This is a genomic window from Paenibacillus jiangxiensis (genome assembly GCF_046098255.1).
GTDB lineage: Bacteria > Bacillota > Bacilli > Paenibacillales > Paenibacillaceae > Paenibacillus > Paenibacillus jiagnxiensis.
Genome location: NZ_JBJURI010000020.1, coordinates 13,449 through 30,919, shown reverse-complemented (window position 1 = coordinate 30,919; position 17,471 = coordinate 13,449). Strand labels below are relative to the sequence as shown.

Below are 17,471 nucleotides of genomic sequence, written 5' to 3'. Positions count from 1 at the left end.
TCCGGCTCTAACTCAAGGCGATGTTCAGCAGCTTCGGTAACCTGCTAGTATAGGTATGATTTCGGCGTGTCGTATACACGCCCCGCCAGGCAATATACTCGCGCTGTCTGCCGAATCTCAGGTAGTAGGCCATTTTGGCCTTTAATTCATCCGCGTTCGCAAACGTCTCAAGATCGTAGCCGGGGTGGTAATGACTCGTTAAGTCATCCCGTACATCGGTCAACTGCAGTGTCCCGCACGCGCTGATCTCGTAGGTTCGCGGATTGATCGACATCGCCGGCTGCCGGTAGGTGTTCCTGTTATCCATGCCCATTTCGCTGGGGCGGTGAAGATTAATCACGATCTTCGAAGCATTGTAATAATTCACCGTTTCCGTCGGCTCCATCCAGCGATTATGGATAAATTTTCCGAGAAGATCGGTTCGCTTAAGACGGTCCCAATGTCCTCCTACAATAATCACCTTTTTATCCGCCAGAAAAGGCGCAAGCTGATCAAACAGCTCCACTCTGTTCCAGAAGGCGTTCCCTATAAAGCAGATATCATACCGGAAATCAACCCGACGTGGATGAAAAATTTGTTCATCCACCCCAAGCGGCATGTAGTGAACATTTTCAGCGCCAAGCGACCGGTAAAACGAGACACAGGACAGTTCGTGGGTAAATACAACATCATAATGAAGCGCGATGGCGGAAGTGTCTTCTGTAAAGTAAGGGTCATCCGCAAACCAGATCCCTGTTCGGATGCCGAGTGCCTTTACCTGCTCTACCTGCTCCAGATGATTCGGCGGGAACACATGCAGCCCGTTCATTACCAGCATCAGATCAGGACGGAAGGCCGCTGCCGACTCAAACATGGTTTCCGCTGTTCCTACCATGCACTCCTTGGCACATCGCTGAAGCGCCCTCGCCACCCCGCTGTCTACGGCCGGAAAGCCTTGCGGGATAAAAAGCACCCGGCAATCCACCAGCTGCGGATTCACCGGAGTGCGCTCCACCATCGCCTCGCATCCCCCCATTCTTCGTCCTTCTTTGTATCCGATTCGGAATATACTGCTTGTCATTTTTAGCTCTCGGCTTATCGCCACCAGCATCACCTGTCTTTTTGTAGACTCGACTTCCGTCTCTTAATCTATATATGCCGCGGGGTCAAATACATCATGGACGGCTGCCTCCGTATGGGAAAAAGCGGCGATTGCCCTCTCTTAATCCGCCTATGATCAAGAGACAAAACGCCGTCAACAGTAGTTTTTTTAACAAAAACAGGAATATAAGGCGGCAAAGCTAATATTTTTGATATCAAAAATAGAAACGGCAGACAGCCGCAAGCATTTGCTTGCAGCGTCTGCCGTTTCTTCTGTACGCCTGTACTGGCGGGGGGTGCCTATGCCTGATTGGCCAGGCTGTTGCCCTCTTCGTAACCTTTTGAAAAGCCCTGATTAAAGCCTTCCTCGTAAGCATCCTCATATCCTTTATTGAAGGCCGTGCCATCATTCGGCAGCACCGTACCGGGCCCCACTGCCTGCGGGTCAACTTCCGGCGCCGGAGCAGGACTATGAGGAGCTTTAACCGGAACGGTAAAATCCCGCGGCCGGACATGCCGCTTATGACGAAGGATGCGCCGTTTTCTCGCTTGCCTTGGCGTCCGTTTACGCCGGACCAGTCCTCTTTTTCTCGCTTTCAGCTTGCGGACGCGCCTTCTCTTTAAAAGGGGTTTGCCGTAACCCACTCTTTTTTTGCGTGTTTTCTTCCTGATGCCAGGTTTCGGTTTCATTCGGTCCCTCCTTCCCTTGCATGCCGGTCAGATACAGGGGCGTATAAGCCTTCCATGCTGTTCATCCACGGCAAGCCAGGGCTTCCCTCCAGCCGCCGATTCAGCGGGATCCCTGCGATCATACGGGTAATCTGTTCCTGGTAAGACGTCAGAAGACGAAGCGTCTCCTCCAGACTCTTGGCGGACATGCCCGAATGCGGGATGATATCCGATACGCTGTTCATCATCCTTGCTACAGCCTGCTGGCTAACAGCAATCGATTCCAGAAGAGAAAGCTTTACCTCCTGCTCGTTTCCCCGGTTCATGTATCGAAATCTTCCCCGCTCATGGCGCCGCCAAACATTCCTCCCATGCCGCCGCCCCCGGAGCCACCGTCAGAATCCAGCAGCGCCTTCATGTTATTGCAAAGCCCTGTCTGCACACGGGTCAGCCCCTCCAGCATTTCTACCAGCTGCTCGTGGATTTCCAGCGGTTTTTTAAGCTGGTCCTCGTGCTGCTCGAAAGCCTGAGTTCCGACATGATTGATAATCCAGTTGCGGGCTTTCTCAGCTTCAACCGTTTTGGCCTCCAGAATCATAGCGATATCCCACTGCATTTTCGCAGCGGATTCCAGCATATGCATCATGGCCTGTTCTCTGCTCATGCTTTCATCACCGCCCGGTTCACATCTACTCCTCGTCCTGTCCGTTTAATTCCTTCATTACCCTTTCCAGCAGCTCTGCCATGGACTCCTGCAGATCGGCGAGACCATTCAGGTAAGCAATCACACTTTTGTTCACCTCGGACGAGTTGTCCATCAGCCCGCTCAAATTGCCGAACTCCGGATCCTCGTCAGGCAAATTGTGAATAATTTGCGCCATGCGGACGGCAACATGCCTTTCCGTTTCCAGGAGTCTGGTCAGCTGCTGCTGGGATTGGGATACGTGCAGCAGTATTTCGTCAACCTTTTGTTCCATAAGTCCCCCCTTGTCCGGGTACCCCAATTCCGAATCGTCGTTCACCCTGCAGAGAATCAGTGCTGACGTCTATACATACCTATTCAAAATCAGGGCTCCTGGTTCATAAACAAGCGCCTATTCGGCCAGACCGGGACCGCTTGACGGTTCCTCAAATCTGTTTGTTCACCATATGCAATCCTGCCTCGGTTAAGGACTCAAAGGTTCCGGCATCGCCCCAATAGCCCTGCAGGATGTCGTATTCCAAACGATTCACGGCAGCATAGCGGTTGTTCACATCCGTAATTTCAAGTTCTCCTCTGGCAGACGGGTTGATTTGCTGAATGATCTCGAACACGGAAGTGTCGTATAAATAAATGCCGGTGACACAGCAGGAGGATTGCGGATGCTCCGGCTTCTCCTCAATTCGCTCAATCTTGTGCGGGTTGTCCGAGTGAAATACAGGGACCCCGTATCTTCGTGCATCCTCAACTTCTTTAAGCAAAATTCTTGCGCTCCCTGGCTGCTGTTGCTGGTAACGTTGTATAACCGGCAGCAAGTCATCCGTAAAAAGGTTATCCCCGAGCAGGACGATAAATCTCTCCTGTGGCTTGAAAAAACCTTTGGCCAGCATCAACGCCTCGGCTATCCCGCCCGCTTCTTCCTGAATTCGATACGTGATTTCCACACCATATCTGCTTCCGCTGCCGAGCAGCTCGGTATACAGTCCGGCTGATTGTGTGCCTATAACCAGCATAATTTCCGTAACGCCCGCTTGCCTCAAGCGTTCAATCCCATACAAAATCATCGGATATTTGCCTACCGGAAGCAGATGCTTGTTGACGATTGAAGTCAGCGGGAGCAGTCGCGTACCCTTGCCTCCTGCCAAAATAACCCCCTTCATAACTTCACTCCCTCTTTATCCCGCCTGAGCACGGGTTGTATGGTTCCGGCAGGTTTTTCGATAAAATGTCCGGGATCCACCTGCCATTTATCCACAAACCGTTGAAAATTGCGTTGTATCAGTGCCTTCAGCTCTTCCTCCGCCATTAAATTGAAACTTGCGCTTCCCTGATGGTGGACAAAGCAATCGCCGCATACAAGCAAGCGGAATCCATGCGCCCGAATTCTGAAGCAGTAGTCATCATCTTCATAATGGCCTCCGCTGAAGAGCTCATCCAGATACCCCACCCGCTGCAGCAGCTCTCTGCGGAATAAAAGGCAGAGGCCTACAAGCCTTTCCGTTTCCATCCAGCGGGACGGGTCGCTGCGGTTGTTGTCCGTGGCATACCGCATAAAGGCCTCCATGCTGTCCGCCCCGGTCTCCACCTTCTGAATGCCACTTGCATAATTGGTGACAGGCCCTACCATTCCGATCCGCTCGCTGCTGTGCAGCGCGGTATGCAAATTGTTCAGCCAGCCCGGCATAACGGTCACATCGTTGTTCATCAGAAGCAGATGATCCCCCGACGCCAGCTTTAATCCTAAATTACAGGCGGCGGCATAACCGCTGTTGTCAGGATTCCAAATGCTGATGAGCCGCTCTTTTTCACAATAAGCCCATGTTCCATCGCTCGAACCGTTGTCAACAACAATGATTTCATAAGGGGTGTCCGTAAAAGCACGGATTGCCTCCACGCACGGCTGCAGCAAATGCAGGCCGTTGTAAGTCGGAATAATAATGCTGGTCAACGGAATAGCCCATTCCTCCTTCTTGCGAGTTCAACCCGGGTCATGGATTGCGATACCGGAAGCCTGCCTCTCCCCGTCATGGAGAGCACATAAGCTATGGCTTCGGCATGGTCTCCCACAATCAGCGCTTCCACCGGATTTCCTTTACCCTCGTTTAATGAATCGCGCCTTCTGTTACGGGTAAGCACATCTACTGTATGGGCAGGGGCAATCTTCATCCCTTTTAACATTGCAGCTGCCTGGGCTAGCGGCGGTACGGCAAGCGTCTCCGTCCCGATCTCCTCCAGGCCGCGGCGGGAAAGAGCATGAGGAACAGCCGTCATGGAGTCGCTTCCCAAGTCGGGGCGTTTCAACAGCCTGTTCAGGAACCCCTTGCAGCGGGTCACAATGTCCTGCCTTTTGAACGGCGGCAGCAGCGGAGTCAAATGATTGAGCGCCACATCGTACCCATGATCGATGGCCGACAGAAACGGATAAAGCTCCTCTGCGGGAATCACCATGTCGCCGTCCACGAATAAAATGCAGTCCGCCGTGCTCAGACGAGCGCCAACCCCCCGTCCCACGTCATATCCAAGCTTTTCAGGGATGCTCACGATCCGAATCCCCGGAATTTCAAGCGCCCTGCGGTATGTTTCGTCACTGCAACCATTCAGCACAACGATAATCTCCTGCAAAGGGAGCCGTTTAAGCTCATACAGCACATCGGCAATCGTAGCCTCTTCGTTGCAGGCTGCTACAACGGCTGCTGCCGTTCTGTTTAAGACAAAAGGGGTGGCGGCAGCCGGATACCCGTTCCTGCTTCTTTTTAACGGAGCCTGTGCCGAAGCCGGCCGAACCTTCCGCATGCCCTTTGTCCGCACCCGGCGGATCGATCGGCGCTGCAGCCTGGAACCGGATTTTCTGTTCCCCCGAATCATGACGCCCCCCCTCCAACGGCATTGCGTCTTCGCCCTAGATCACTGAATCCGGCACGGGGGCCCAGCTGACTGGTTAACCAGCGGATCGCCTGCGCGTGATCCTCCAGCACAACATCCTCCAAGGGGTCATGGCTGCTGCCGTTCCATCTTTTGGCGTTTAATTTCCCTACATGAACACCTGCTGCCGTTCTGACATTCAAACCCGCGGCGACAGCCATGGCATGAGCAAGCGGAGGCTGGCCCAAGGCTTTTCCAACCATTTGAGCTGCTTTGCGGCTCAGCGCATGAGGCACAGCCATTAAGGAGGATCCCTTTAAATCAGGGCGGCCTAACAGAATGTTCAGCATAAATTTCGCTTCTACAACCCGATGAACCGGATTCCGGTCCACAGGTCCGCTGTAACTGTTCAGCGCTATATCGGCTCCCTGCAGGACGGTTTCAATAAAGGGCTGCAGTTCAGCAGCCGGAATGACCATATCCGCATCAAGAAAGAGAAGGATCTCCCCTGCAGCCGCCTCGGCCCCAATCCTGCGACCTACATCATGGCCAAGCGGCTCGGCATACCGGATTACTTTGGCTCCGGCCGCTGCAGCCAGCGCAGCGGAGTTATCCTCCGACCCGTTGTCCACGACAATGACCTCCACAGGATTGCTGACTCGGCCAGCCTCATGAACGACTCTGCCGATCGTTCGGCTTTCATTCATCGCAGGGATGATAACGGATACCAGGGGACGTTCCACCCGGCGGGGCAGACTCCTGCCGTTAAGCTTTGCCGGTGCGGATTTTTTTGTTCGAATAAACCTCCGTTGCGTTCTCTTCATTGGTCTCTCGTCCTCCCTTGCATCAACGCTGCAAGCCTTCAGCATTTTATGAAGCCCGTCAGTGCCATGCAACGGCATTTGTCCTACTCTATCAAAGTTCCTTGTACAAAAAGCTTGCCATATTTCAGCGGATTTCAGAGAAAAATCTCAAAAAACCTCTTCTCGAATCTATGACTCTGTGATAATATCAATTTCAGATTCGAAGGACTTACAAATAATAACTTTTATGTATACCAACCCCTGTCCTTTTGCACCCCTGCTGCGCATCAACCCTATCGCGAAGGGAGGACTGCCCATCTGACTTGTACAACCTCTATCTTCTTACTTCTGCTTAACAACTCTGCTTATGCAAAATGACTTTTCCTCTATGACTCTACTTCAAATCAGCTTGCTTCCTGATCCTGCTAACGATGCTTTTCTTTCCACCGGCTACCAGACCCCTGATGCCGGAAAGACAATTTCCAGCACATCTAAAAATCTGTTTATGGGAGAGTGGATGAAATGCGGATGAAAAAAACGGGAACGCTCCTGGCAGGAGGCACGCTGCTTTTTGGTGTACTTGCCTCGGGTGCAGGCGCTGATCCCTCGGACAGCAGTCCTGTGGAGTTAACGCCAAAGTTTGTAACAGAGGTCGCAAAGGCGCCGGCTCTAGGCCCCAATGACCAGAAAGTATTGAACTTTTTGCAGAAAAGCTCCAAAACACTCGGCTTGAGCAGCCAGAGTGTGCAGAAACAGCTGAGAATTGTCAAACGTGAAAAGGACAGCAACGGCTTGCTGCATTACCGCCTGCAGCAGTATATCGACGATATCCCGGTCTACGGAGCGGTGCAGACCGTACATTTGGACAAGGAGGAACAGGTCACCTCTCTTCTCGGTGCCGCAATCGCCGAAAGCTATCAAACCATCCCCGGCGGCACAACCCCGAAAATCAGCGCTACGGATGCCGTTTATATTGCGGAGCAGGAAGCTGCTTCCCGTATTGCCAAAGAGCTGGACAATGCCAAGGTAACGGATGACGTATACGCGGTAAACAGCCTTGAGGAAGACCGGATTTCGCTCTCCGACTCTGTGCTGGGTGAACATGCAGCCGAGCCTAAAGCGGAGCTCTATATTTATCCGGAAGGGGATACTGCCCGGCTGGTATATATGACAGAGGTAAACCTGATTGAGCCTGTCTTGCTTCGCACTCGCTACTTCGTCGATGCTCAGGACGGCAGCATTGTGTTCCAATACGATATCCTGGGCATGGCTACAGGCAGAGGAACAGGCGTGCTTGGCGATTCCAAAACATTCACGACAACCCAGTCCGGCAGCACCTATCAGCTAAGAGATACGACCAGGGGGAACGGAATCGTAACCTATACCGCGAACAGCAGATATACCTGGCCCGGCACATTGTTAACAGATGCGGATAATGTCTGGACAGATGCCGCGGCGGTCGATGCCCATGCTTACGCCGCCAAAGTTTACGATTACTATCTCGACAAATTCAACCGCGACAGTCTGGACGGCAACGGCTACCAAATCCGCTCCACAGTCCATTATGGCAGCCGTTATAATAACGCGGGCTGGAACGGTGTAGGCATGGCTTATGGTGACGGCGACGGGGTGCAATTCCGGCAGCTGTCCGGCGATCCAGACGTTGTCGGCCATGAGCTGACCCATGGAGTGACCGAATTCACCTCAAGCCTGGAGTATCTTAACGAGCCCGGAGCGCTTAACGAAGCATTCTCCGATATTATCGGCAATGATGTCCAGCGCGCGAACTGGCTGATTGGCGATGATGTTTACACCCCCGGAATTCCCGGAGATGCGCTAAGATCATTGGCCAATCCTGCGCTGTATGATCAGCCCGACCATTATGATGACCGCTATAGAGGCACGGCGGATAACGGCGGTGTTCACACGAACAGCGGCATTGTTAACAAAGCGTACTATTTGACGGCTGCAGGCGGAACGCACCATGGTGTGACTGTGCCCGGGATCGGACGCGACAAGGCTGTGAAAATCTACTATAACGCCTTTGTCTATTATTTGACGCCAACGTCCAACTTCGCAGCCGCACGTGATGCCCTCGTGCAATCCGCCGTTGATCTGTACGGGGCAGGCTCCGCCGAGGCCACCTCTGTCGGTCTGGCATTCGATGCGGTTGGCGTCCATTAATCTACAGGGTAAGGCCATCCGCAGTTGACATCGTTGCGGACCGGGTATCCGTTATTTTCAAAATATTACGTATATTTTCATAAATAGCGGTATCCCGGTCCGCTAATATTGTTCTAGAAAAAATAACGGCCTGTACCTTCGGTTCCGATAAAGGACATCCAGGCTTACAGGCCGCATTTGTTCGCTTCCGTTCATTTACGGGCTACCTGTTCGATGATTTCCGCCCACCGCCGTGAAGAGTGCTCCCACAAAAAGCGGCCCTTCGCTTCCCTCAATCCCGCAAGCCCCATCCGCCTTCTTGTCATCGGCTCCTGCAGCAGGCGTATCACCGCCTCGGCAAGCTCCTGCTCTATCCGTTCGGGCGAGATCAGCATACCCGTAATACCGTCCTTTACCACCTCCGGAATTCCTCCCGTACGCGCTGCCACCACAGGCACCGCTGCCGCCATCGCTTCCAGATTGACCAGACCGAAGGCCTCGTCCCGCAGCGAAGGCACAACGACAATATCGGCAAGCTGATACAAGCCTGCCAGCTCCTCATGGGGAGTATAAGGGATAAAACGCACATGGTCTTTTACGTTCACTGCCTGCACCCGCAGCTTCCTTGTATACGCCGTGGAACGGCGGCTGCCGTAAAAAGCGCTTCCGACCACTAGCAGAAGCACATCCGGACAGGAGGCAATAATCCGCGGCAGCGCCTCAAGCAGACGGTGCACCCCCTTGCCCGGTACCAGCCTGCCTACGTACAGAAGAATTCTCCTGTTATGCCAACCTGCCTTGTTCAATCCAGCTGTGCGCGCCGCTTCGCCTTCCGCAGTCCACCGCTGCCGAAAATGGTCTATCCGAACGCCCGGGTAATTGATCATTATCTTCTCCGCCGCCTGCGGCACTCTACTGATGATGGCCTGTTTGACATACTCGCTGTTTACCACGATCCGGTCGAGCGGCGCAAGCAGCATGCTCTCCTTGCCGGGAATCATATAAGGAGGACGCATAAAGGTGGTGGAATGAAGCGTCAAAATAACGGGCATACGGGGACATGCCTTCTTGATCCTGTAAGCGGCGAAAGGCCGGTTGTGTACATCCGCGAGCTGTGCGGGCCATCTCTTCAAAGCCTTGATGACCGAGGGAATGTATCTTTTTCCACGCGGAAAGCGGATGCACGGTATACGGTTCAGCTTGCCCCGGGCAGGCAGCCCTTCTCCCCGGATTCCATAAATCCGCGTCCACTGCGGATCAGCCACCGGGGGAATCGTATGTTCGATCACACGTTCAACAGAACTGCTCCGGGATGAAGGAATGACAAAGGACCCCGGTGTCACGATAGCCAGTCTGGGAGGATACACTGGAGCTCACACCCTTTCTCAATCGGCTTATGCAGCATTGAATATCATCATATACAGCTTCTTCTCCGGAGTACGGGTTCCGGCCTAATTCATGTCATCCGCCACAAGTTCAGGCGGTTGTCCAGTCCCTTCGGTCAAGCGGCACATATAATGCCATTGTTCAATACTGTGCCTGACAAGGAGGATTGGCCATGCCCCTCGAGTACGCCGGTATATTACTGAGCTCTGCCGCATACGGCAAAATTCCAACAGGACGAACGGGTCATGAATGGCTGATGAACTATGAAGAAGCCGGTGGCCGCTACGGGGTGGTTCCATGTTATCTGCGCCTGAAGGACATCAACCCTTCCGCAAACGAATGCATCGCATATATCTTATATAATGGCCGCTTCACCCGAGCGGTGATCCCGCTGCCTTCCGTAATTCACAACCGCGCCATACACAGCGGCCGGGCAAGCAGGCGGAAGCTGGCGGCTCTGTGGAAGAACGGTGTCCGGATTTACAATCTGCAGACCCGTTTCAGCAAGTGGGATATTCACACAATACTGTCCCGGCATCCGGAGCTGAGCACCCATGTGCCAGCAAGTTTGCCGCTCAGACGGACCACTCTGCAGCAGATGATGGGACAATATGAGGACCTTATCATAAAACCCTGCTTCGGCAGTGTCGGCAAAGGCATTATGCGATTGCAGAAGAGCGGTAGCTTATGGAAGCTTCAATATAAACAGAACAGACAATCAAGGACAGGAAAGCAAAACTGGGTGACAAAATATCTAGGCACGCACGAAGCGATCCATAGAGTGGGTAAAATAACAAAAAGAGAGCCTTACATCATTCAGCAGACCATTCCGCTGGCAGCCCGGGAAGGGCGGCCGTTCGACATTCGCATCACAGTGCAGCGCAGCTACGGCGGAGGCTGGCATTTGACCGGCATGTTCGCCAAAATCGCGCCGCCCTATACATTTGTCTCCAATGTGGCGCAGGGCGGCTCGGTAGCTTCGGTTGCTGAAACGCTTTCCTCCGCCCTTCCCGACTTCGATACCCGGACGCTGACCAGCAGGCTTAGAAGCTTTGCCCTTGAGCTCGCTGAAGCGCTGGCTGAAAAGCTTCCGCACCTTGCCGATGTGGGGCTTGACGTCGGAATCACGGCGAAGGGTGAGCTCTACTTCATTGAATGCAACGGGCGCGATTTGCGTTACGGTTTTGAACAGGCCGGTATGCTTCATGAATGGAAAATGTCCTACACCCATCCCATGGGCTACGCGCGCTGGCTGCTGGATCAAGGCGCACAGCTCCCCCACAACCTGCCATATTGATTTACATCACGTAATATGTCAATATAATGCAGAGCGGCCGGACACGATTCGGTTCGTAAGGCCCTGAACAATTACAAGGGGGAGCAGTAATGGCAAAACGGTGGCTGCGGCTGATGACAGAGCTCTCATCCCGCAAATGGGTCTGCCGGTTGATGGGAGCTTTCGCTCAAAGCGGTGCCAGCCGGCGTATGATCCCTACATTTATCCGAGTCTATCAAATTGCAGCGGAGGAGGCCGAGCAGGACTGGCGGCAGTATCCTTCGCTGAATGCTTTTTTTACACGCAGGCTGAAGGCAGGCGCAAGACCGGTACATACGGCTCAGGATGTTATGGTCAGTCCTGTTGATGCATTGATCACGTATAACGGCGAGGTCACTGCCGGTACGCTGCTGAATGTCAAAGGTCAGGATTACACCTTGGAAGAACTGCTAAATTTCTCGCCTCGTCTTGAGAAATATACGCACGGACACGCATTTGTGCTGTACCTGAGCCCAACGGATTATCACAGGATTCACGCCCCGGTTACGGGAAATCTGGTTGAAAAAGAGCATGTAAAGGGTAAGGTGTATCCGGTAAATGAATTCGGACTCACCCATATGCGAACCGTGTTAAGCCGCAATGAACGCAAAATCGCATATATTTCCCACGAATACGGGGAAATTGCCCTGGTGAAGGTCGGCGCCATGAATGTAAGCAGCATCCGCTACAGCGACGAAGACGCCAATGCCTGGACGGCCGGCGACGAACTGGCTTATTTCGAGTTTGGTTCCACGGTTGTGCTGCTAACGGAGAGCGGCACCTTTTCCCCCAATCCTTCCCTGCATCAGGGAGACAGGGTGAAAATGGGCGAAGCGCTCGGCCATTTTAAATCGGACAAGCCCGGGTCTTAGGCCCCTCTGCTTCGCACGCATATCTCGCCTGAAAAAGGCCAGGAACAAAGACAAGCTTTCCCCGTTCCTGGCCTCTTGCTTGTGAATATAGCCCAAGCAGGCATAGTAAGCGTTAACCGCAACCCCTCGGAAGTGAAGCTCTCACTCACTTTCAAGGCCGGTTGCCGGGAACATCAAACTGCATCTATAATAAATTCAGGTTCATCGATCTAATCGTGAATTGAGGTGCTTGTATATCAAAGAGTTGATCATAAGAAAAATAAGAATAGCAGATTATCCTCATATCTATTTGTTAAATCAAGACTTCAATCCCAGACTGGCTTCTTTTTCTGAAGATCGGGTGAAAGAACGGATCGAGCGAATTACCCGCAGTACCGATGATATGATTTTAGTCGGCGAATATCATAACGAGGTTATTGGTTACATTCACGGAAGCCCCTATGAGCTGCTTTTTTCTGATTCCTTGATCAATATTTTGGGGTTTGTGGTGAAGGAGAAGTACAGAAATCAAGGTGTTGGCAGCAAATTGATTGCAAGCCTTGAAGCTTGGGCTAAAGACAACGGATTTTCCGGAATTAAGCTGCTGTCCCATCCAAGCAGAATTCACGCACACAGACTCTATGAGCGCAGAGGATACATTTTCACAAAGGATCAAAAAAATTTCATAAAAACCTTCGACTAACAGCAGCCAGAGGCTCCATATTGTGATCCACGGCTGCTGTTTTTACACTCAGGGATAATGTCCCCAGCTTTTCAGAATACGGGAGGAAATTCAATGAAAAAACTGCTGGATAAATTGTAACAACAATCTATAGACCGGGCTTACGCTATCCGGATTCGCGGTCCCCCTCCTTTTTCCAGATGAAACTTCTCCACAACAAAAAATGGAGGCGGAAACATGAGAAGCGAAAAAGAAATGATGGAGCTGATCCTGAGCTTTGCCAGAAATGATGAGCGGATAAGAGCAGTCGGCATGAACGGTTCCCGAACGAATCCGAATGCGCCAAAGGATGTGTTTCAGGATTACGACATTGTCTTTGTGGTGAAAGACATTCACTCTTTTGTTGATCATCCGCAGTGGGTCGATTACTTCGGCAGCCGGATCATCATGCAAACACCGGAGCCCGTATTGGATGGATACTTCTCCTATCTGATGCTGTTTACGGACGGAAACCGGATCGATCTTACATTATGCCCTGTTGAAAAAAGGGATGTTTGGAACAGCGGCGACAAACTGTCCATAGTTCTGTTGGATAAGGATCAGGCCCTCCCCGAGCTTGCGGCTCCGACAGATGAGGATTACCGGGTTCAGCGGCCATCAGCCGAAGGTTATGCGGATTGCTGCAATGAGTTTTGGTGGGTATCCACGTACGTGGCGAAGGGGCTGTGGAGACAGGAAATACTATACGCAATGGACCATCTGAACTTGTATGTAAGGCCCATGCTCATACAAATGCTGGAATGGCAGGTTGGTATAAACACCGATTTTTCTGTAAGCACAGGAAAAAACGGAAAATATCTGGAGAAATATATGGACCGGGAGAGCTGGCTGCTGCTTATGCGCACTTATCCGAGCGGGGTTTATGAGGATATCTGGAACGCCCTGTTTGTAATGGGAAAACTATTCAGAAGCACCGCGCAGGATGTTGCAAAACATTTACAGTATGAATATCCTCAGGAAGACGACAGACGGGTTACAGCTCATTTACAGCGGGTGCGCCATTTAGAGCCTGGGGCGACCGCGATCTATTAACGATAGTAATAGCAGGACAATTGCATCCGTATTTAAAACCACCGGTTGGAGGAGCTGCCTCCTTTCCGGTGGTTTTTCTGTCATACCACAAAATAAAACGGGCCTACTTCAAGCTTTGCCATGCCGCCGCAAGCCTCCTCGCCCCCTCCTCCAGCCGTTCCTCATCCAGGTGTGCAAATCCCAAACTGACGGACGGGGAAGCAGGAGCAAGATGATAAGCTGACATATCCCTGAGAATGACCCCATGCGCCGCTGCGGCCTCCATAAAAGCTGGATAGCGGGCTGGGTCCTGCTTCCAGCGAGCGTAGATATGCAGTCCGGCATCGCCCGGCTCCAGCTCGAACAGTCCGGAAGCATGGCGGCTCATGCTTTCGCGGAAATGATCATGACTGGCTCCATAGATCCTGGTCATGCGCCGCAGGTGGCGCGCATAGCCGCCACGGGCCATGAAGCGGGCAAGGGCGCGCTGCTCCAGCAATCCGGGCGGGAGCGGATCGTAGAGCTGCTTGGCCTCCAGCAGCGGGCCGACGAGAGTCGGCGGCACAAGCGCATAGCCCAGGCGGAAGCCTGCCGGCATCGTCTTCGAGAAGGAGCCGATATAGACGACACGTTCTTCCGTGTCCAGAGCCTTCAGCGGTTCGAACGGCCTGCCGCCCCACCGGAACTCGCTGTCATAATCGTCCTCGATAATGACGGCATTGTGCCGGGACGCCCAGCCGAGCAGCTCGCGGCGTCTGCCCAGGCTGAGCACGGCGCCTGTCGGATACTGGCGGGCAGGCGTGACGAACAGCAGCCTGGAGTCCCAGCTCCCGGGGACGATGCCATCCCGGTCCAGTGCCGCCGGCAGCAGCCTGCCTCCGCATGATCTTACCGCCGCCTGAATGCCCGGGTAGCAGATCTGCTCCAGCACGACATCCTCTCCCTCCGCGACGAGCAGCTGTGTCAGCAGGGCGATGCCCTGCATGGAGCCGCTGAAGAGGATGATGGCGTACGCCTCTGCGCGAATTCCGCGGGTCAGGCGCAGGTGGGCGGCGATACTTTCACGCAGCTCGGCGGCTCCCGCGCCGTCTTCCGCCCCCGGTTCCGCCACTTCCCGGGCCGCGGCATAAAGCGCGCTCTTCCACTCCTCATGTGGAAAATGCTCCTGCTGCATTCCCTGTGGAACAAGTCTGATCATATCCTTGTGTTCCGGCCCATGCAGCCGTGAAACGGCGGTGTCCTGTGAGGCATACTCCTGTCGGGCGTACTCCTTTATCCGCATCAGCCGCTGTCCCCAGGGCGAGAGCACGATGCTTGCCTCCCGACCGGCCCGAGGCTGCGGGCTGGCCGCTGGCGCAACGAACGTGCCGCGCCCGACCTCGGCCTGCACATATCCGTCGGCAAGCAGCATATCGTAAGCTTCCGCAACCGAACCCCGGGACAGCCCGTAATGCTCCGCCAGCCAGCGCGACGAAGGCAGTCTGGCCCCTCCCTGCAGCGTGCCGTTAAGGATGGCGTCCCGCAGGGCATGGTACAGGGCGGCATATTTATAATGGTACCTTTCCAGATAGGAATCGAACGGCAGCATGAACTCCATAATGAATTACCGAACTCCTTCCAGCAGTCAAATTGGCTTAATATAAATACTCTAAATTGGCTCTTATTACATGTCAATTTGTAGATTATGCTGGAAGAACAAGTTATCGGGTAATATCCCGCCAGTTTCATTAAGGAGGATCCATACATGAGAAGAAAAGAATTTACAGTGAAAGAGGAAGAGGAAATCAGCCGCTTTCTGCAGGGAATGAGCTTTGGCTTTTTGGGCACCGTCGGACCTGACGGGCGGCCGCGTGTTACACCGCTAAATTTTGTATATGTGGACGGCTGTTTTTATTTCCACGGCAGCTACGCCGGAGAGAAAATGAAACATTTGCAGGGCAGCGACGTGGTAAGCTTTACCGTGGCCGATGAATATGCGCTGATTCCGTCCTATTTTTCCGATCCCGAAATGGCATGTCCTGCTACGTCCTACTTCAAAAGCGTAACAGCTTCCGGGCGGGCGGAAGCCGTGCGTGATCTGGACGAGAAGGCACGGATTTTCACAAGCTTTATGAGCAAGCTGCAGCCGCAAGGCGGATACGCTCCCATTGATCCGCAGGATGACCGCTACAGGGTCGCGCTTAAAGCTGTATCGCTAACCCGTATCGTTCCGGATTCCATCACCGCCAAGTTTAAATTCGGCCAAAATCTGGAGCAAGCCGACAGGGAAAGCCTGATCCGGCAGCTTGAAGAGCGCGGGCAAAACCGCGATCAGGAAACGGCGGACTTGATGCGCCAATACTGCCCTTTTCATAGATGATTCCACAGCTTAACCTCCGGATTTTCGCCTCCTGTTTTTCATAAGCTTTTCCCGTGACTGTAACGCGGTGAAATGCTATAATGTTGGCAGCAGAAAACAGAGCGGACCGTATGATGGCGATCCCTGCGCATTCCTGCAATAACCTTACATGACTGGAAGGATGAAAACCGGGATGAATCCACTGGCTGTGCAATTAAACCAAAGTATTCAGACAAGTAACGAGCATGTGTATGATATGCTTTCCCAGCTCGGCAAGGAAATTTATTTTCCGAAGGAAGGGATTTTGAGCCAGTCCGCGGAAGCGGGCAAGCTGGCCAAGAAATACAATGCTACAATCGGGATTGCCACGGAAGCAGGCGGGCCGATGCACCTTAACGTCATTCATGAAAAGCTGTCGGCCTTCAATCCAAAGGACCTGTATCCTTATGCTCCGCCTGCCGGCAAACCGGAATTGCGCACGGCATGGCGTGAGAAGATGCTGAAGGAGAATCCTTCGCTGCACAATAAATCGTTCGGAAATCCGATTGTGACCAATGCGCTAACCCACGGCCTGAGCGTCGTAGCCGATCTGTTCGCTGACGAGGGCGATGCGGTGATCTATCCGGACAAAAACTGGGAGAACTACGAGCTGACCTTCGGTATCCGCCGCCACGCACGGCTCGTCAACTTCCCGCTGTTCACGGAGCAGATGACCTTCAACAGCCAGGGGCTGCGCGACGCCCTGCTGGCACAGAAGGATGCAGGCAAAGCCATCGTGATCCTCAACTTCCCTAACAATCCTACCGGCTACACGCCAGGAGCCCGTGAAGGCGAGGAAATCGTCGCCGCCGTCCGCGAGGCCGCCGAAGCCGGCATCAATGTGGTTGTGGTTACGGATGACGCCTATTTTGGCCTGTTTTTCGAGGAGTCCCTGCAGGAATCGCTGTTCGGCAAGCTGGCATCCATCCATCCGCGCGTGCTGGCTGTTAAGGTGGACGGTGCCACCAAAGAAGAGTATGTGTGGGGCTTCCGCGTCGGCTTCATCACCTATGCTTCGGACAGCAGCGAAGTGCTGTCGGCGCTGGAGCAGAAGACGCTCGGCATTATTCGTGCCACCATTTCCAGCGGACCGCATCCTTCGCAGACCTTTGTGCTGGAAGCGTTGAAATCGCCGGAGTTCGAACAGCAGAAGGCAGAGAAATTCGCCGTCATGAAGGGCCGCGCCAATACCGTCAAAAAGCTGCTTGACAGCGGCAAGTACGATGACGCTTGGGACTATTACCCTTTCAACTCGGGTTACTTCATGTGCCTGAAGCTGAAGACGATCCATGCCGAGACACTGCGCACCCATTTGCTGCAGCAGTACGGGGTCGGCACGATTGCCCTGGGCGAGCAGGATTTGCGCGTTGCTTTCTCCTGTATTGAAGAAACTTCCCTGGAGGACCTGTACAACCTGATCTATCAAGGGGTGCAGGATTTAATGAAAGCATAGACTCACTTAAAACATAGGCTCACCTAAAAAGAGGGATGTTCCCCAGCCATACGGCTAAG

18 protein-coding genes are annotated in these 17,471 nt (G+C 53.3%); 7 read left to right on the top strand and 11 right to left on the bottom strand.

The annotated features are described in order from the left end of the window. Positions 1-7: 7 nt before the first annotated feature. The 9 genes from ACI1P2_RS18790 to ACI1P2_RS18750 form a co-directional block, all read right to left on the bottom strand. A complete protein-coding gene (locus ACI1P2_RS18790) occupies positions 8-1,060 on the bottom strand; it encodes a CgeB family protein (protein WP_355321441.1) in 1,053 nt (350 codons plus the stop codon). A gap of 320 nt (positions 1,061-1,380) precedes the next feature. Next, positions 1,381-1,770, bottom strand: coding sequence for a FliH/SctL family protein (locus tag ACI1P2_RS18785; protein ID WP_355321439.1), 390 nt, complete (start codon positions 1,768-1,770; stop codon positions 1,381-1,383). Further along, a complete protein-coding gene (locus ACI1P2_RS18780) occupies positions 1,767-2,075 on the bottom strand; it encodes a hypothetical protein (protein ID WP_355321437.1) in 309 nt (102 codons plus the stop codon). Before ACI1P2_RS18780 ends, ACI1P2_RS18785 begins: the two co-directional genes overlap by 4 nt. Continuing rightward, the gene (locus ACI1P2_RS18775; RefSeq protein WP_355321435.1) at positions 2,072-2,413 is read right to left on the bottom strand and encodes a restriction endonuclease subunit S; all 342 of its coding nucleotides are present in this window, start codon (positions 2,411-2,413) and stop codon (positions 2,072-2,074) included. Before ACI1P2_RS18775 ends, ACI1P2_RS18780 begins: the two co-directional genes overlap by 4 nt. Positions 2,414-2,438: 25 nt before the next feature. Further along, positions 2,439-2,726, bottom strand: a complete 288-nt coding sequence (locus tag ACI1P2_RS18770; protein ID WP_355321433.1) for a nucleoside-diphosphate sugar epimerase — start codon at positions 2,724-2,726, stop codon at positions 2,439-2,441. A gap of 151 nt (positions 2,727-2,877) precedes the next feature. Beyond that, positions 2,878-3,609, bottom strand: a complete 732-nt coding sequence (locus ACI1P2_RS18765) for a sugar phosphate nucleotidyltransferase (RefSeq protein WP_355321431.1) — start codon at positions 3,607-3,609, stop codon at positions 2,878-2,880. After that, a complete protein-coding gene (locus ACI1P2_RS18760; RefSeq protein ID WP_355321639.1) occupies positions 3,606-4,403 on the bottom strand; it encodes a glycosyltransferase family 2 protein in 798 nt (265 codons plus the stop codon). Before ACI1P2_RS18760 ends, ACI1P2_RS18765 begins: the two co-directional genes overlap by 4 nt. Next, positions 4,394-5,314, bottom strand: coding sequence for a glycosyltransferase family 2 protein (locus ACI1P2_RS18755; RefSeq protein ID WP_355321429.1), 921 nt, complete (start codon positions 5,312-5,314; stop codon positions 4,394-4,396). Before ACI1P2_RS18755 ends, ACI1P2_RS18760 begins: the two co-directional genes overlap by 10 nt. After that, positions 5,311-6,135, bottom strand: coding sequence for a glycosyltransferase family 2 protein (locus ACI1P2_RS18750; RefSeq protein ID WP_355321427.1), 825 nt, complete (start codon positions 6,133-6,135; stop codon positions 5,311-5,313). The genes ACI1P2_RS18755 and ACI1P2_RS18750 overlap by 4 nt, the downstream gene beginning before the upstream one ends. 501 nt (positions 6,136-6,636) lie before the next feature. Here ACI1P2_RS18750 and ACI1P2_RS18745 point away from each other — a divergent pair. Beyond that, the gene (locus tag ACI1P2_RS18745; RefSeq protein ID WP_408976269.1) at positions 6,637-8,298 is read left to right on the top strand and encodes a M4 family metallopeptidase; all 1,662 of its coding nucleotides are present in this window, start codon (positions 6,637-6,639) and stop codon (positions 8,296-8,298) included. 191 nt (positions 8,299-8,489) lie between these two features. On the opposite strand, the gene ACI1P2_RS18740 is transcribed toward ACI1P2_RS18745, so the two are convergent. Next, positions 8,490-9,644, bottom strand: coding sequence for a glycosyltransferase family 4 protein (locus ACI1P2_RS18740; RefSeq protein ID WP_355321425.1), 1,155 nt, complete (start codon positions 9,642-9,644; stop codon positions 8,490-8,492). Between the two features lie 191 nt (positions 9,645-9,835). Here ACI1P2_RS18740 and ACI1P2_RS18735 point away from each other — a divergent pair, with 191 nt between their 5' ends. The 4 genes from ACI1P2_RS18735 (at position 9,836) to ACI1P2_RS18720 (ending at position 13,603) form a co-directional block, all read left to right on the top strand. Next, entirely contained in the window at positions 9,836-10,960 is a 1,125-nt protein-coding gene (locus ACI1P2_RS18735; RefSeq protein ID WP_355321423.1) for a YheC/YheD family endospore coat-associated protein, read from the top strand. Between the two features lie 89 nt (positions 10,961-11,049). Further along, positions 11,050-11,850, top strand: coding sequence for an archaetidylserine decarboxylase (gene asd, locus ACI1P2_RS18730; protein WP_355321421.1), 801 nt, complete (start codon positions 11,050-11,052; stop codon positions 11,848-11,850). 235 nt (positions 11,851-12,085) lie between these two features. Further along, positions 12,086-12,532, top strand: a complete 447-nt coding sequence (locus ACI1P2_RS18725; RefSeq protein ID WP_355321635.1) for a GNAT family N-acetyltransferase — start codon at positions 12,086-12,088, stop codon at positions 12,530-12,532. A gap of 216 nt (positions 12,533-12,748) precedes the next feature. Continuing rightward, a complete protein-coding gene (locus ACI1P2_RS18720) occupies positions 12,749-13,603 on the top strand; it encodes an aminoglycoside 6-adenylyltransferase (RefSeq protein WP_355321419.1) in 855 nt (284 codons plus the stop codon). 103 nt (positions 13,604-13,706) lie between these two features. On the opposite strand, the gene pdxR is transcribed toward ACI1P2_RS18720, so the two are convergent. Further along, positions 13,707-15,179, bottom strand: coding sequence for a MocR-like pyridoxine biosynthesis transcription factor PdxR (gene pdxR / locus ACI1P2_RS18715; protein ID WP_355321417.1), 1,473 nt, complete (start codon positions 15,177-15,179; stop codon positions 13,707-13,709). Positions 15,180-15,326: 147 nt separating this feature from the next. Between pdxR and ACI1P2_RS18710 the strand changes: the two genes are divergently transcribed. Continuing rightward, positions 15,327-15,941 (top strand): pyridoxamine 5'-phosphate oxidase family protein, encoded by a 615-nt coding sequence (locus tag ACI1P2_RS18710; RefSeq protein WP_355321415.1) that lies wholly within the window; start codon positions 15,327-15,329, stop codon positions 15,939-15,941. A gap of 172 nt (positions 15,942-16,113) precedes the next feature. Beyond that, the gene (locus ACI1P2_RS18705) at positions 16,114-17,412 is read left to right on the top strand and encodes an aminotransferase class I/II-fold pyridoxal phosphate-dependent enzyme (protein ID WP_355321413.1); all 1,299 of its coding nucleotides are present in this window, start codon (positions 16,114-16,116) and stop codon (positions 17,410-17,412) included. Positions 17,413-17,471: the final 59 nt, after the last annotated feature.

What these genes read in the sequence shown, in the direction of transcription:
- ACI1P2_RS18790 (WP_355321441.1), bottom strand. Translation starts at nt 1,060, where the DNA reads ATGACAAGCAGTATATTCCGAATCGGATACAAAGAAGGACGAAGAATG.
- ACI1P2_RS18785 (WP_355321439.1), bottom strand. Translation starts at nt 1,770, where the DNA reads ATGAAACCGAAACCTGGCATCAGGAAGAAAACACGCAAAAAAAGAGTG.
- ACI1P2_RS18780 (WP_355321437.1), bottom strand. Translation starts at nt 2,075, where the DNA reads ATGAACCGGGGAAACGAGCAGGAGGTAAAGCTTTCTCTTCTGGAATCG.
- ACI1P2_RS18775 (WP_355321435.1), bottom strand. Translation starts at nt 2,413, where the DNA reads ATGAGCAGAGAACAGGCCATGATGCATATGCTGGAATCCGCTGCGAAA.
- ACI1P2_RS18770 (WP_355321433.1), bottom strand. Translation starts at nt 2,726, where the DNA reads ATGGAACAAAAGGTTGACGAAATACTGCTGCACGTATCCCAATCCCAG.
- ACI1P2_RS18765 (WP_355321431.1), bottom strand. Translation starts at nt 3,609, where the DNA reads ATGAAGGGGGTTATTTTGGCAGGAGGCAAGGGTACGCGACTGCTCCCG.
- ACI1P2_RS18755 (WP_355321429.1), bottom strand. Translation starts at nt 5,314, where the DNA reads ATGATTCGGGGGAACAGAAAATCCGGTTCCAGGCTGCAGCGCCGATCG.
- ACI1P2_RS18750 (WP_355321427.1), bottom strand. Translation starts at nt 6,135, where the DNA reads ATGAAGAGAACGCAACGGAGGTTTATTCGAACAAAAAAATCCGCACCG.
- ACI1P2_RS18745 (WP_408976269.1), top strand. Translation starts at nt 6,637, where the DNA reads ATGCGGATGAAAAAAACGGGAACGCTCCTGGCAGGAGGCACGCTGCTT.
- ACI1P2_RS18735 (WP_355321423.1), top strand. Translation starts at nt 9,836, where the DNA reads ATGCCCCTCGAGTACGCCGGTATATTACTGAGCTCTGCCGCATACGGC.
- asd (WP_355321421.1), top strand. Translation starts at nt 11,050, where the DNA reads ATGGCAAAACGGTGGCTGCGGCTGATGACAGAGCTCTCATCCCGCAAA.
- ACI1P2_RS18720 (WP_355321419.1), top strand. Translation starts at nt 12,749, where the DNA reads ATGAGAAGCGAAAAAGAAATGATGGAGCTGATCCTGAGCTTTGCCAGA.
- pdxR (WP_355321417.1), bottom strand. Translation starts at nt 15,179, where the DNA reads ATGGAGTTCATGCTGCCGTTCGATTCCTATCTGGAAAGGTACCATTAT.
- ACI1P2_RS18710 (WP_355321415.1), top strand. Translation starts at nt 15,327, where the DNA reads ATGAGAAGAAAAGAATTTACAGTGAAAGAGGAAGAGGAAATCAGCCGC.
- ACI1P2_RS18705 (WP_355321413.1), top strand. Translation starts at nt 16,114, where the DNA reads ATGAATCCACTGGCTGTGCAATTAAACCAAAGTATTCAGACAAGTAAC.